Origin of the sequence: uncultured Corynebacterium sp. (assembly GCF_946998835.1) — a bacterium.
Classification (GTDB): domain Bacteria; phylum Actinomycetota; class Actinomycetes; order Mycobacteriales; family Mycobacteriaceae; genus Corynebacterium.
The window spans coordinates 1-14,845 of sequence record NZ_CAMQAZ010000013.1 but is presented as its reverse complement, the minus strand read 5'-3'; the positions used below and the strand labels follow the sequence as shown (position 1 = coordinate 14,845).

General features: G+C 59.3%; 11 protein-coding genes. 5 read left to right on the top strand and 6 right to left on the bottom strand.

What is annotated here, in order from left to right; genetic code table 11:
* Positions 1-75: 75 nt before the first annotated feature.
* Entirely contained in the window at positions 76-3,744 is a 3,669-nt protein-coding gene (locus tag Q0U90_RS05950; RefSeq protein ID WP_297452533.1) for a multifunctional oxoglutarate decarboxylase/oxoglutarate dehydrogenase thiamine pyrophosphate-binding subunit/dihydrolipoyllysine-residue succinyltransferase subunit, read from the top strand.
* Between the two features lie 481 nt (positions 3,745-4,225).
* Here the strand turns inward: Q0U90_RS05950 and Q0U90_RS05945 are convergent, their stop codons facing one another.
* Complete coding sequence (locus Q0U90_RS05945) at positions 4,226-4,867, bottom strand: hypothetical protein (RefSeq protein ID WP_297452532.1); 642 nt, start codon at positions 4,865-4,867, stop codon at positions 4,226-4,228.
* A gap of 157 nt (positions 4,868-5,024) precedes the next feature.
* Between Q0U90_RS05945 and Q0U90_RS05940 the strand changes: the two genes are divergently transcribed.
* Positions 5,025-6,248, top strand: a complete 1,224-nt coding sequence (locus tag Q0U90_RS05940; protein ID WP_297452531.1) for a magnesium and cobalt transport protein CorA — start codon at positions 5,025-5,027, stop codon at positions 6,246-6,248.
* 221 nt (positions 6,249-6,469) lie between these two features.
* Positions 6,470-8,284, top strand: coding sequence for a DUF6777 domain-containing protein (locus Q0U90_RS05935; RefSeq protein WP_297452530.1), 1,815 nt, complete (start codon positions 6,470-6,472; stop codon positions 8,282-8,284).
* Between the two features lie 39 nt (positions 8,285-8,323).
* Here the strand turns inward: Q0U90_RS05935 and Q0U90_RS05930 are convergent, their stop codons facing one another.
* Entirely contained in the window at positions 8,324-8,857 is a 534-nt protein-coding gene (locus Q0U90_RS05930; RefSeq protein ID WP_297452529.1) for a general stress protein, read from the bottom strand.
* A gap of 284 nt (positions 8,858-9,141) precedes the next feature.
* On the opposite strand from Q0U90_RS05930, the gene Q0U90_RS05925 reads away from it, so the two are divergent.
* Entirely contained in the window at positions 9,142-10,275 is a 1,134-nt protein-coding gene (locus Q0U90_RS05925; protein ID WP_101738685.1) for an Mrp/NBP35 family ATP-binding protein, read from the top strand.
* Positions 10,276-10,572: 297 nt separating this feature from the next.
* Here the strand turns inward: Q0U90_RS05925 and tatB are convergent, their stop codons facing one another.
* From tatB to sigE, 4 genes are all read right to left on the bottom strand, one after another.
* Positions 10,573-11,199: a Sec-independent protein translocase protein TatB gene (tatB, locus tag Q0U90_RS11630; protein WP_366516635.1), complete on the bottom strand. Its 627-nt coding sequence runs from the start codon at positions 11,197-11,199 to the stop codon at positions 10,573-10,575.
* An 85-nt stretch (positions 11,200-11,284) separates the two neighbouring features.
* Positions 11,285-12,604: a trypsin-like peptidase domain-containing protein gene (locus Q0U90_RS05915; protein ID WP_297452528.1), complete on the bottom strand. Its 1,320-nt coding sequence runs from the start codon at positions 12,602-12,604 to the stop codon at positions 11,285-11,287.
* Complete coding sequence (locus tag Q0U90_RS05910) at positions 12,604-12,981, bottom strand: zf-HC2 domain-containing protein (RefSeq protein ID WP_297452527.1); 378 nt, start codon at positions 12,979-12,981, stop codon at positions 12,604-12,606. The genes Q0U90_RS05915 and Q0U90_RS05910 overlap by 1 nt, the downstream gene beginning before the upstream one ends.
* A 66-nt stretch (positions 12,982-13,047) precedes the next feature.
* A complete protein-coding gene (sigE, locus tag Q0U90_RS05905) occupies positions 13,048-13,716 on the bottom strand; it encodes an RNA polymerase sigma factor SigE (protein ID WP_297452526.1) in 669 nt (222 codons plus the stop codon).
* A 204-nt stretch (positions 13,717-13,920) separates the two neighbouring features.
* On the opposite strand from sigE, the gene Q0U90_RS05900 reads away from it, so the two are divergent.
* The gene (locus Q0U90_RS05900) at positions 13,921-14,595 is read left to right on the top strand and encodes a class I SAM-dependent methyltransferase (protein ID WP_297452525.1); all 675 of its coding nucleotides are present in this window, start codon (positions 13,921-13,923) and stop codon (positions 14,593-14,595) included.
* The last annotated feature ends 250 nt before the right edge of the window (positions 14,596-14,845 follow it).

The window sequence follows — 14,845 nt, the reverse complement described above, 5'->3', positions numbered from 1 at the left end:
GACACTTTGAAGCTTGCGCTCATTAGAATAAACGTGAGTTAGTAAAACTAAGACGAAAAGAGGCGAGTACCTGCCGTGAGCAGCGACATGAGCTTCGGCCAGAACGAATGGCTGGTCGACGAGATGTACCAGCAATTCCAGAAGGATCCACAGTCAGTGGGTCAGGAATGGCGCGAATTCTTCGCAACCCACACCCCGTCCCGAAAGGGCGAGGAACTTTCCGATATGGCAAAGCCCGCAGCAGCCACGAAGGTGGAGGCTAAGGCAACCGGACGTCGTGAGTCCAAGGGGCTCGAACCAACTAAGACCCCGAGCAAGCCGATGTCGCCGAAGCCAAAGAAGTCCCCAATGGATGCAGCAGCCAAGGTTTCCGCTGTTGAATCCGGCGAGGAACCTCTAAAGGGCGTCGCACGGGCTATCGCCAAGAACATGGATGTCTCCCTGGAGATGCCGACTGCTACGTCGGTCCGCGATATGCCGGCACGTCTGATGTTTGAAAACCGCACCCTGGTTAACAATCATCTGGCTCGCGCCCGCGGTGGCAAGATTTCCTTCACCCACATCATTGGCTACGCCATGGTGAAGGCTGTCATGCTTCACCCGGATATGAACAACAACTACAAGGTTGTTGACGGCAAGCCGGTTCTGGTTACTCCGGAGCACATTAACCTCGGCCTGGCTATTGATATGCCGGCTAAGGACGGCTCTCGTTCGCTCGTCGTTGCCGCAATCCGCGAGTGTGAGACCCTGACCTTCAAGCAGTTCGTCGATGCCTACGAGGACATCGTCGTTCGTGCACGCCACGGCAAGCTGACCGGTAAGGACTTCCAGGGTGTCACGATTTCCCTGACCAACCCGGGCGGCATCGGTACCCGTCACTCTGTCCCGCGTCTGACCAAGGGCCAGGGCGCGATTATCGGTGTCGGCTCCATGGATTACCCGGCTGAGTTCGCCGGTGCTTCCACTGACCGTCTGGCAGAGATGGGCATCGGCAAGCTGGTGACCATCACCTCTACCTACGATCACCGCATTATCCAGGGCGCAGAGTCCGGTGAGTTCCTGCGTACGATGAGCAACCTGCTTGTCGACGACAAGTTCTGGGACCACATCTTCGAGACCATGCACGTCCCGTATACCCCGATTCGTTGGGCACAGGACCTGCCAAACACGGGTGTCGACAAGAACACCCGCGTTATGCGTCTGATTGAGGCCTACCGCTCCCGCGGGCACCTGCTGGCTGACATCGACCCGCTGCGTTATGACCAGCCGAATACTACCGCTCCGAACCACGCTGACCTCGATATCGAGGAACACGGCCTGACCCTGTGGGATCTGGACCGTACCTTCAACGTCGGTGGTTTCGGCGGCAAGGAGACCATGACGCTGCGTGAGGTTCTCTCGCGCCTGCGCAACGCATACTGCCTCAAGGTCGGCTCCGAGTACACTCACATTCTCGACCGCGAAGAGCGCGAGTGGCTGGAAGAGCGCCTTGAGGGCGGTCAGCCGAAGCCGTCCCACGCTGAGCAGAAGTACATCCTGCAGAAGCTCAATGCTGCTGAGGCATTCGAGAACTTCCTGCAGACGAAGTACGTCGGCCAGAAGCGCTTCTCCCTTGAGGGCGCAGAGTCGCTGATTCCGCTGATGGACTCTGCTATCGATACCGCTGCTGGTGCTGACCTGGATGAGGTCGTCATCGGTATGCCACACCGCGGTCGACTGAATGTGCTCGCAAACATCGTCGGCAAGCCGCTGCGCCAGATCTTCACCGAGTTCGAAGGCAACATCGACCCAGCACAGGTCGGCGGTTCCGGCGACGTCAAGTACCACCTGGGTACTACTGGCCGTCACATCCAGATGTTCGGCGAGGGCGAGATTGACGTCACCTTGACGGCAAACCCGTCCCACCTTGAGGCCGTCAACCCAGTCGTTGAGGGTCTTGCTCGTGCACGCCAGGACCAGATCAACAAGGGCGAAGAGGGCTACTCCGTCATGCCGCTGCTGCTGCACGGCGACGCATCCTTCGCTGGCCTGGGCATTGTCCAGGAGACCCTGAACCTGATGTCCCTGCGTGGCTACAAGGTCGGCGGTACCGTCCACATCGTGGTGAATAACCAGATTGGCTTCACCACCTCGCCGGATTCCGGACGTTCCTCCTACTACGCAACCGACATTGCCAAGGCATACGGCTGCCCGGTCTTCCACGTCAACGGTGACGACCCGGAGGCTGTTGTCTGGGTTGGTCAGCTGGCTGTTGAGTACCGTAACCGCTACGGCAAGGACGTCTTCATCGACCTGGTCTGCTACCGCAAGCGCGGCCATAACGAGGCCGACGACCCGTCCATGACCCAGCCGTTGATGTACAAGATTATCGACGACAAGGAAAGCGTTCGCGCTCAGTACACCGAGGACCTCATCGGTCGCGGTGACATCTCCGAGGAAGAGTACGAGGCAGTTCGCCGAGACTTCCACGATCAGATGGAAGCGGTCTTCAACGAGGTCCGCGCAGCTCAGGACGCAAAGCCGGGCGACCAGTCCGGTATTGCAGGCTCCCAGCCGCTGCCGCACGGTCTGAAGACCGGCATCGACAAGGCTGAGATTGTCGAGATTGGTCAGTCTTACGTCAACCTCCCAGAGGGCTTCAAGATTCACCCGCGTGTTGCGCCGGTCGCTAAGAAGCGCGCCCAGATGACGCAGGAAGGCGGCATCGACTGGGGTATGGCCGAGCTGCTGGCAATCGGCTCCTTCACCGGTGCTGGCATCGACGTTCGCTTCGCAGGTGAGGATGTCCGCCGCGGTACCTTCACCTCTCGCCACGCAGTTCTGATTGACGCCGAGGACGGTTCGGAATACAACCCGATTGACGCCTACGGTAAGTCCAAGAACGGCGGCCGCTTCATGATCTACAACTCGGCACTGACCGAGTACGCAGGCATGGGCTTCGAGTACGGCTACACCCTGGGTAACCCGGACGCAGCCGTGTTCTGGGAGGCACAGTTCGGTGACTTCGCCAACGGTGCTCAGACCACCATTGACCAGTACGTCTCCTCCGGTGAGGCTAAGTGGGGTCAGACCTCCAAGCTGATTCTGCTGCTGCCGCACGGCTACGAGGGCATGGGCCCGGACCACTCTTCGGCACGCATCGAGCGCTTCCTGCAGCTGGCAGCCGAGGGTTCCTACACCGTTGCTCAGCCGTCCGAGCCGGCTAACTACTTCCACCTGCTGCGTCGCCACGTACTCTCGGACCTGCACCGCCCACTGGTTGTGTTCTCGCCGAAGTCGATGCTGCGCAACAAGATGGCAGTCTCCTCCGTCGAGGACTTTACCAACCCGAACAAGTTCCGCTCGGTCATCGATGATCCGAACTTCGCCTCCAAGGACAAGTCCGGCATCAAGACCCTGCTGCTGTGCTCGGGCAAGGTCTACTGGGAGCTGGAGAAGAAGCGCAAGAAAGACAAGCGCGACGACATCGCTATTGCTCGCCTGGAGATGCTGCACCCGCTGCCGCACAACCGCCTCCGCGACCTGTTCGAGTCCTACCCGGACCTCGAGGAAGTCCGCTGGGTCCAGGACGAGCCGGCAAACCAGGGTCCATGGCCGTTCCTGGCACTGAACCTCCCAGAGGTTCTGCCGGATATGCCGAAGCTGACCCGCGTTTCCCGCCGTGCTCAGTCCTCCACCGCAACTGGTGTGGCCAAGGTCCACCAGATTGAGGAGAAGGCTCTGCTGGAAGAGGCTCTCAAGTAGGTCTCACGAGGCCGCGGTGAAGCCGCGAGTTTAAGCTCCGCTTCACCGGCTGGCTTTCACCAGCTGGCGTGTCAACGTTAAGGGGCTCCAACCACTCGGTTGGAGCCCCTTACTTTCTGTCTGGCAATTGCCAGTCGCACAGTAGACAGAGGTTAATAGACAAAAATGTGTCCGCTCAGCGTGTCGACCGGTGGACACCTTTTGGCTACCTAGCCCTCAATGCGAGTTACTGACTACTTTTATGTCAGCGGCGGTGGGGCAATGCGAGTTAGTGACCCCACTTATAGCACAAATGGCCCGAGAAATAGCCTGAAAGCGCTATAAACTCACACAGTTTCACATTTGCAGCCCGCGTTCACGTGTGCATTCACATTTGCAGCCCGTAATATTTGGGGATGAGGCCATTTTTCTTCATCTGGCCTGCACATATGGGGCTTCGGGGGTCTGTTTCGTGTCCTCTGGAAAGCAATCCAAGACCCGACTACAGCCCTTCAAGCCACTCCCGGGCCACCAACTCTGGGTTAGCACCGCTGGCTACAGCTCGAGTCATCAGCTTTAAATCCTCTGTACTCAGAGATCCGGCGATTTCGTTGAGTACACGGACCCGGTTGTCCCGATCCAACGCAGGCTTGACGTAGAAAGGCACAAGCCATTGCGGCAAGCCCGCCCCTGGATTCTCAGCGGAAACACCAGCACACCCTTGTGCCATACCCGCGTCGGTGGCCATGACTTGCCCCGGTAGCGAGCGCGAGAAAGCATCATAAACGCGGTCACGCCACTCACCACTGAATTGCTTGTCCGGGGTGGAATCCTCCGCGTAATCCTCAGCTAACAACGCCGCCGACGCCGGATCACTCAGACCTAGCAGCTCACCAGTGCACCCGAAAGAGACCAGCACCGCTTCATTGCGCACAGCCCGCAACCGGTCGTCAGCATCGTGAATGCCGACGACCTCTGCCTGCCGCCCTACCCTCTCAAAGCTTTGCGCATAAAGGTGTGCGAGAGCTGCTTGCTCGGGGTTTCGGAGGTCTGCTCCGACAGTTACTACTGCCTCCTGTTCTGGTGGAACAGGCATCTGCGGATCCAAATCAGAACATGCGACGAGGCCAATCCCCGCTGTCACAGCGCTCAACGCCAAGGCTACAAAAGTGCACGCCGCAGCTTTGGATCCACCCCTGCGACCTATTGAGCCGATGCGAAAGTGGAACCCGGCGTTCGCACGTCTAAAATCAATCATCGACACCAGCGTAACCTACCAACGGATTGTGAGGTCTCCCGGAATGGGTGGAGAGAATAGCCGCAAGAACAGCGCGTCGGCGAAGGCTCGCAATCCGCGAACTAGCTCTGCAAGTAAAGGCTCAACACCACCGGCTACAACAAAGCCCGGCAAGACTGCTCGGGCGACGAATGCGGCTAAATCCGCAGCAAAGTCGGCTGTCTCGAAGGTGACGCGCACCAACGGTTCGTCGTCAAGCACGGGAGAAACGCAATCGATGGCGGTGAGAGATGCCCTGCGCGATTGCGGCGTCTACATCGGCGGAAAGCGTCTGCCGGGCACCTTCGACCACTTCTCCGGCCTTTCCGAGGTGCGCAATTTTGGCGAGGGCTTCACATGGCTGTCGTTGTCGCGCCCCAACGCAACCCAGATGGATGCCATCGCCGAGCTCTACGGCCTGGACGAGCTGACGGTGGAGGACGCACTGACCAACCGTCAGCGCCCAAAGATTGAGATTCACGATGATCACGTGGTTTTTGTGATTCGTTCGATTCACTACTCTCCGGAAGGTCTCGCGGGCGACGAAAATGAGATCATTCGCTCTGGTCAGCTGATGATTGTCATTGGCCCGGAGTATGTAATCACCATCCGTATGGGCATGCCGAGCTCGGATATGCAGCGCATCAGCGCGCGCGTGGAAAACACCACTGACGCCATCGACTACGGTCCGGCGGGCGTGCTGTGGGCGCTGACGGACAACCTTGTCGACGCATACCTGCGCATTGCGTTGCAGCTGGAAGATCGCGTGGAAATTATGGAAGACGAAGTCTTCGAGCCGAATCTGGATTCGGATATTGAGGACATTTACATCCTCAAGCGAGAGATTCTGGAAATGCGCCATGCCATCGATCCGCTGACACCGGCGCTGCGCTCGCTGATGAACCTACGTGAGGACATCATGCCGAGGGATGTCAGCCGTTATCTCTCCGACGTTCTCGACCACCAGCTGGTCGCCGCCGACCTCGTCAACGGGCTTGACGAACGCCTCTCCGCCCTTATCGACGCCGCCGCAGTGAAGATCCAGCTGCAGCAGAACCAGGACATGCGTACCATCTCGGCGTACGCGGCTATTCTCGCCGTCCCGACCGCTCTGGCCGGTATCTACGGCATGAACTTCGACCGCATGCCCGAACTGCATTGGGAGTACGGGTACTTCTTCGTCCTCGCCATCATGTTCGCCATCGTGGCGTTTTTGGTATGGCTCCTGCGCCGCAACAAGTGGCTGTAGCCTCAGCTTCCGGCAGGCATCGCTTTACGACGGCCATTGCGACCCATCCGCTGGGTTATCTCGGTGGCTTGTTGCACGCGTTTCCCCCGGGAAGTTCGCTAGCTTTGCGCTGGTAATTCCTGTAGGTGGGGAGCTTTCCCCATTGGGGATCGGCTGCGCTGGACAGGTTAGTAGACTTAATTAAGGTTTAAAAAATTTCTTACTGATTTTAAGGCGCCTTAATGAGTAACAATCCCTGGGAGCTCCCACCACCTGAGGAAAATGGTTCCGATTCCTGGGCCCTTCCTGCAGATGACCATGCCGAGTCGCGTCCGAGCTTCGATTCGGCTGGAACTGGTGACTCGGTTGAGCGGGAGCAGGTTGAGCGGGAGCCGGAGCAGCCAGCACCCGAACCGTCGGCACGACAGGATGACGCGCCGGAGTTTGCGTGGAGCAAACGCGCTCCCGATCCCGAAACCTTGCAGTTCGCTCCCGAGCGAGCCCAAACGGAATGGACGCAGTGGGGAGAGTTCAATCCGGACCGCCAGATACTTCCGCAGTCGTCTGACCAATATTCCGAGCAGGCGCCGTCGGACACAGAGCGCGGCAAGAAGAAATCCGGCCTGAGCGGCAAAGTGTTAGCACTTATCGCTGTTGTCGTTTTGGTCATCGCCGGCGGCACCACTGCCTTTTTCCTTACCGGTCGAGGCAGGAGTCTTGCAGCGATGTCTTACATTTCTTCCGAAGACCCTGGACCGAGTCCTTTTATGGATTCCACGGTCAACGAAAAAGCGGTCGCATCACCTGATGACTCCGACTTGGTTAACACGTCTTCTCAAGGAGCTGTCGCCGGAAATGACCCCAACCTCTACGGCGGCTCCGGCCAGCTCAGCGTCTGCGATGCAGATGCACTCGTTGCGAACCTCAACGACAACGACGACCTCAACACCGCATTCGCCCAAGGAATCGGCATCAATGCGTCTGATGTGCCGAGGTACGTTAAGTCCTTGACCCCAGTTGTCCTACGCCAGGACACATGGGTCACCAACCACGGCTACGACAACGGACGCGCAACTCCATACCAGTCAGTGCTGCAGCGCGGCACTGCAGTCATGGTCGACGCTTACGGGGTGCCCCGCGTTCGCTGTTCCTGCGGCAATCCACTTGCTGAGGCATGGAATGGTTACACCGCGCCAGAGGTAAGTAAAGCCAACTGGGACGGTTACGAACCACGCAGCGTCGTGACCATCTACGAAACCGACATCACCATCAACAACATCAACGTCATCGATATTGAAGACGGCACATCAATCAATATCGACATTGATGATGACGATGTCTCCACGCAGGAAAAAGTACTCGATGCCGTCACCGAAGACACGCCAACAACCACGCCGAAAGACATGGGCGTGCGTCCCGACGGCACACTCCTGGGCGAGCTAGGCCTAGCCGAGGCCGAAGGCGACGCATCCGAGCGCCCCACCGGCGCAGACCGCTTCAACGACTACCAGCAGTGGGCCGAAACTGGCTGGGGTGGGGTCGGCGATCGCACCGATACCGAATCTGACGACTCTGGCTGGAAGTCTCAAACCACCGAAGTTAATCCAGAGGAATTCTGGACCGACAGCGTAGTGAACTACATGGGCCACTACTACGTTGAGTTTTCCGACCGTGACGTAGCGTGCTTCATCAATCCGGACAGACAGGGAATCTATTGTTTCGTTAAGGCATTTTTCGACTCGGGACAGAAGGTACCGTACGTCTCCGTCGACCCTGAGCATACAGATTCGCCCGATGGCGATGGGCCTCTCAATTACCTCATCTCCAACGGGCCTCGGGATAGATTCCTGCCGGTGTCGATGATGCTTGAAACCCCACTCGGTAAATTGAATCCTTCAAAGATGCTCGAGCCAGGAGAATCGGTCACTATAGGCGGAATCTCTTGCTACAACTTGGGAAAAACTCTTGGATGTGACGCCGTTGCGTCCAGGTTCATCATGGACGAAAACGATGATGTTTACATCGACGGCTCGGAGATAGCTGTGTTGGACCAGTAGGGGTTACATAGCAACCAGCTAAAACCGCTGAACAGAAACCTACCCACGGTTCCCACCGAGCGCCCGCTGCGCCAGCAGGTCGCGAGCGCGCTCGGCATTACGCGGGTTGCACAAAACATCGTAGCGACGAGCAACAATCTCCGTCGTGGTGGAGAAATCCCGCTTGCCGTTCTGCATGGCGTATGGGACTGCAGCCAGCACGATGCCGAAGATGGCACCCATACCGAGACCAACAATCAGCGGGCTCACCCAATCTTCCTGGAAAAGCCCCAGAATAAGGCCGAAGAACAGGCCCATCCATAGGCCGTACAGCGCGCCGCCGCCGAGAACCTTCGGCCAGGTCAGCCTGCCCACCACGCGCTCCACCTGCATCAGGTCAACACCGACGATGGTGAGATCTGACACCGGGAACTCATCGCGGTCGCTGAGCGAATCCACCGCCGCCTGCGCGTCAGCGTAGTTGGTGAAGCTGCCCACCGGCCACCCTTCGGGCACCTGACGCTGAGGCAACCGGGACTTAACGCTCCGCTCTCGGTCGCTCCCCCAGCCGCTGTTCGCTTCCCCATTTGCCATCGGTACTCTCACCGTTCCCTTGCAGTTGTTGTCGCAGTAGTTGTTGTCACAGTAATTGGTGACTCAGTTTGCCAAAAGTATTGCTAAACCTATTGCCAAAAGGCGTTCTACCGAAGACAACGCCTAACAGTTTCCAATTGTTCCACCGCCTGCCCCACCAACCAATCCACCACCACCGCTCTTCCCGGAAGGATTGGACGCTGTGACCGTCGTAAAGCGGAAAAATGCTGATTTTGTCAGTGGTTCTTTGTCTTGCGGGGTCTCACGATAAGATTCACTACATAATGTCTACGATTACTGAAGCTGAAGTACGCACTGCCCTGGCGCAGGTCGAAGATCCTGAGGTACGTCGCCCGATTACCGAGATCGGCATGGTCAAGTCCATCTCGGTGGCGGACAACAACGACGTGGCCGTGGAGATTTACCTCACCATCGCCGGTTGCCCCATGAAAAACACCATCATCGAGCGCACCGAAAAGGCGCTCAACGGTATCGAGGGCGTTGGCAACGTCACCGTCACCACCGATGTGATGAATGACGAGCAGCGCCGCGAGTTCCGCAACGCCGTCCGCGGCACCGCCTCCGAACCGGTGATCCCATTCGCCCAGCCAGACTCCCGCACCCGCGTATTCGCCGTGGCCTCCGGTAAGGGTGGCGTTGGTAAGTCCTCTGTGACCGTGAACCTCGCCGCCGCGCTGGCCGCGAAGGGTCTGTCCGTCGGCGTGCTCGATGCCGATGTCTACGGCCACTCCATCCCGCACATGATGGGCTCCGAGGAAAAGCCGCACCAGGTTGACGACATGATTATGCCTCCGCAGGCACACGGCGTGTCGCTGATTTCTATCGGACACTTCGTCGACGACAACGCACCGGTTGTCTGGCGTGGCCCAATGCTGCACCGCGCAATCCAGCAGTTCCTCGCGGACGTGTTCTGGGGCGACCTGGACGTCCTGCTTTTCGACCTGCCCCCAGGAACCGGCGACATCGCCATCTCCGTGGCGCAGCTCGTACCGAACGCTGAGCTGCTGATTGTTACTACCCCGCAGATGGCCGCCGCCGAAGTCGCCGAGCGCGCCGGCACCATTTCGCTGCAGACCCGCCAGCGCATCGCCGGTGTCATTGAGAACATGAGCTGGATGGAGATGCCCGACGGCTCCAAGATGGAGGTCTTCGGCACAGGTGGCGGCGAGACCGTTGCCCGCCGTCTTACCCAGATCACCGGCGGTAAGGTCGAACTGCTCGGCCAGGTGCCGCTGGACACTGAGCTCCGCGAGGGCGGCGACAAGGGCACCCCGATTGTCCTGTCCAAGCCGGATTCTGGCGCGGGCGAGGCTCTGAACGCTATCGCTGACAAGCTGGTTGTCCGCCGCGAGTCGCTCGCAGGCAAGTCGCTCGGCTTGGGCGTGACTCCGAAGTAGGCCTTCGCTTTACGACGGTCACAGCGACGCCCCCTTTCCGGTATTTCGGTACTGGGAAGGGGGCTCTACTCATTGTGGCCGCGGTGTCTGGGGCGTATGTGTTGCGGATGTTGCTGGTGTTTTCAGTGGTGTAGGTGTTTTCGGTGGTCCAGGGGTTGCGGGTGTTGCTGGTGGTGTATCCGCCGACGCGGCTGTATGCATTTACTGGCTAGGTTTATGACAGTTTCGTGGCAAAATTTATGCTCAAAGCGTCATAACCCTGGTCAGTAACTTGCGGTCGGGAACGGTTTGCAACTGCTATAGGTTGTCGTCGTCGACCCAGGCCTGCACCCCACGGGGCTGCTGAGGTTGTTGCGGTTGTTGCGGCTGCTGTGGTGTTTGCTGCGCTTGCTGTTGACGGGCCTGGGCAACCGGATCCTGCCATGTGCCCGGCTGCGGTCCCGGCTGTTGGTACTGCGGGTTCTGTTGTGGCTGAATTGGCTGGGCTGGCTGCTGGTTCATGTTAGACTGCTGATTTTGCTGACCTGCAGCACCAACGCCACCTGCAGCGCCGGCTGCTCCACCAGCACCAACAGCTCCGGTACCGCCAGCCCCGGCACCGCTAGTTCCGCCACCGCCCGCTGCGGGCTTACCGGAGAGCATGTCCAGGTAGGTATCATCGCCGTCGAAAAGCGTCTTGGTGATGGCGGTCTTCGGGTTGAGGCGACGGAGATCGTTGAGCTCCTGCAGTGGCTTGCGAAGATCATCAAAGTCTTCGCCAAACTCGTCTGAGAGGTTATCGCGTGCGTCATTGATTGCGGTGCGCGCAGCCAAGACCATTGCGCGAATGTCCTCAATTACCTTCGGCAACCGCTCAGGTCCGATGAGAATCAATCCGAGGATAAAGAGGACGAGAATCTCGCCCCAGCCAACATTAGAAAACACGTTATATCACCTTAGTTGCAGTGAAACTCACATGCAGCATTGCGCGCTTGCTCATTCTCCGGCCAATCTCTGCACCAGCGCCAACCTACTCCGGCGTGATCTTCGCCTCCAGTTCGGCGCCATGTCGAACAATCTTCAATACCGCCTCATTACCAGCACCAACAGTCCACAGCGCAACCGTGAGCTCATCTGCGGAGGATACCGCGCGGTCTCCCACAGCCGTAATCACGTCGCCTTCCTGCAGGCCTTCCCGTTCCGCGACACCGCCCGGCAGAATGCTGGCAATCTCCGCGCCGGTCAGTGCGCCGTTGGACACCGTGCGCGCTGTCACGCCGATTCCCGGGTGAACCGGCTGCTCACCGGCCATAAGCTGCTCGGCGATGGCAACGGCCGAGTTGATTGGGATCGCAAAGCCCAAGCCCTGTGAACCACCCGAACTACTAAAAATCACCGTATTAATACCAATGATTGCACCCCGGATATCCACCAGCGGACCACCCGAGTTACCCGGGTTAATCGAAGCATCGGTCTGAATCGCATCGGCGTAGCCGTCCGTGTCGGTCCCCTCAGCGGCCAGGCGCACCGGGCGATTAAGCGCCGAGACAATTCCCGAAGTCACCGTTCCGCCCAGGCCCTGCGGAGAGCCCATCGCAATCACTGTGTCGCCGACGGCCACCTCGTTGGAATCACCCAGCTGAGCCACGGTCAGCCCCGCGACATCCTCGACCTTGATCACCGCCAGGTCGGTCTTCGGGTCACGGCCAATGATCTTGGCCGGCACCTCTTTCAGCTTGCCACCGTCCCAAAACGTCACGGAGACCTGCATATCATGCCGGTCCGCAACCGCTGAAACGACGTGGTTATTCGTAATAATATGGCCGTCCCCATCAATGACGAACCCCGAGCCCACGCCCGAAACTTCGCCGGCACTGACCGCAATCGACACCACGGCGGGCCGCAGCGCTTCCGCCACCTTGCCGATTTCGGTCAAATCACCGTTACCCGGCCGCCCTTCAACCTGCTGCAACTCCACACGCTGGTAGTCCGAACGGAAAGTCTTGCCAGCCCAGCCACCGACAAAACCGCCGACACCACCGATGAGCAGCACCACGGCCGACGATGCCGCAATCACACGCCACGGCACCTCGCGGCCGAAAATCACTTCCCGCGCGCTGACGCGGGGAGCCGTCTTCGGTCGAGGTTTCTTCTTCGCTTCGGGTTTGCGGGCTGGACGCCCCGTCGTCATGCGTGACGACGAATCCTGCCACGGCGAATACTCTTTGGCGGTGGCGCAGTTATCGTCGTCAAGCTTTTGCCCTGGTGCACGCTGTAACCCGCCAGTTGCGGCGGAGCGGTCGGCGTCCGGGGCAAACGCGGAGTCATCGAAAGAGCGATGTTTGCCCACTAGTGACTACCGCCTTTGCGGAAACTGCGCACAATCTGCTCTAACGCAGCACTCAGCGACTCCGGCCGGCGGTGCGCCAGATGACGAGTGGACCGCGGAGAGGCGCAATCTTCGCCACTGCCTGCGAAATCGGCGATACGAGCACGCAGCTCAGCGGGAATGTGCAACGCCGCGCTATCACGCAGACGCTTGGCCGCCTGGCGTTGCTTCGCGACCTCCCGGCGACACTCCGGACACGCCATCAGGTGCGCCTGCGCACGGCGCTCAGCCACGAGCGACAACTCCCCATCAACAAAAGCGGCAATCGCCTCGGTGCCGAGATGCTCCGTCGACAAAAAACGCTTGTCATCGTCCTGCCGGATCACAGACTGCAGCACCTCCAGAAATCGCACCTATATAACTAGCCCCACAATAGCCGCTCCCGCGGATTCCGTGCGCAAAACCTAGCTCGCAGTTACCGACTCCGGCAGCTCCTGCCGTTCCTTTTCCAGACGCTCCAAAGTCGCCCGCAGGCTGGAACGTGCCCGGTGAATGCGTGAACGCACCGTGCCCATCTTGATTCCAAGCGTGCTAGCGATTTCCTCATACGTCAGCCCCACCACATCACAGAGGACTACCACCGCGCGATAGTCCGGCTGCAGCTCTGCCAGCGCGATCTCCAAGTCGGGGTCAAGCATCGCGTCATCGACAGCCTGCTCCGGTGTCTTCAGCGTGCCAGGGACGCGGTCATAATTCTCCGGCAGCGCCTCCATCCGGATGACCTGCCGGTGCCGGACCATATCCAAAAACAAGTTAGTGGTAATCCTATGCAGCCAGCCTTCAAAGGTGCCGGGACGGTAGGACTTCAGCGAGCGGAACACACGCATGAACGTCTCCTGCGTCAAATCTTCCGCGTCCTGCTGGTTACCAGTCAACCGATACGCGAGACCGTAAACGCTATCCGCATGGGCCTGGACGAGTTCCGACCACGATGGCATCTCCCCCACACCTGCATCGAAAGCCGCGGTGCCGGACAGTTGCTCTTTGGCATCAGCAGCCGAGGCATCCTCGCGGGTGTCACCAGCATTGGCTTGTTCGGCGTTGACTCGTTCGGACACGGCTCGTTCGGGCATGGGGTTCAGTGTTCCTTACCAACCTTAGGTTTGTAGTGACCTTATCCTGAAAATAGTTTGAGAGTCCAGAGAAGTCTGGCCCCAGTTTGGCCCAAGTTTGGCTCAAGCTCGACCCAATCTAGGCCCACGTTTTTGACCACCTACTCCGACGCCAACCGGCGCGCCCCACTGCCCTGCACGGAGTTTTTCCCTACGCTATAAGGCGTGTCCGAAACGAGTTCTTCTGCTACCCCGCTATCCGCACGTGACGCTATTGCGCAGCACGTCAACAACACGACCGTAATCTCCGAGGCCCTCGACAGTGCCCGTGAGAGCGCTCGCGAATACGGAGTTGCCGTCCCCGATACCATGACCGGCGCCGCTTTGACCTCGCTCATGGCTCTGGCCAGCGCCCGCCGCGACGGCCACCCCGCCGCAGTCATCGCATCCCCGGCAGCAGGCGTAGTCGGGCTGCATCTCGCTGACGGTCTCGGCGATGACGGTGTGCTGACCTGCATCGACCCGGAGCTCGAACACCAGTCGCTGGCCAAGGCCGCTTTCCGAGCCGCCGGCATCCGCCCCAACCGCCAACGCTTCCTGCCTTCGCAGCCACTGGAGGTCATGGACCGCCTGGCCGCCGATTCCTACGATTTGGTCTACCTCGATGTCGCCCCGGCAATCCTGCGCGCTGCCCAGGAAAAGGCCTGGCCGCTGCTTCGCTCCGGTGGCGCACTCGTACTGACCGGTGCACTGCTCGACGGCACCATCGCTGACTCGTCACGCACCGACCGCGACACCGCCGCTGCCCGCGAAGCCGACGAATACATGCTCCAGCTTGACGACGCCTACGTGATGCGCCTCCCCCTGGCAGCTGGCACCACTGTGCTGGTGAAGAAGTAGTTTTCTCCTGTTTTCCAGCTGGCTGACAACCGCGGGCCGAGCCGAGTTACTGACCGCGTATATGGCAAAAATGGCCCGAAAAATGGCCTGAAAGTGTCATAAACTCGCACAGTTTCACATTTGCAGCCCGTATTCACACGTGTATTCACATTTGCAGCCCGCAGTTTTTCGGGGTTGCCAGTCCTCGGGCTAGCCGGGTTAAGGCTCAAAAAGTGTGTCTGGCTCGGCGTGTCGCTGGGGTTAGATGTGG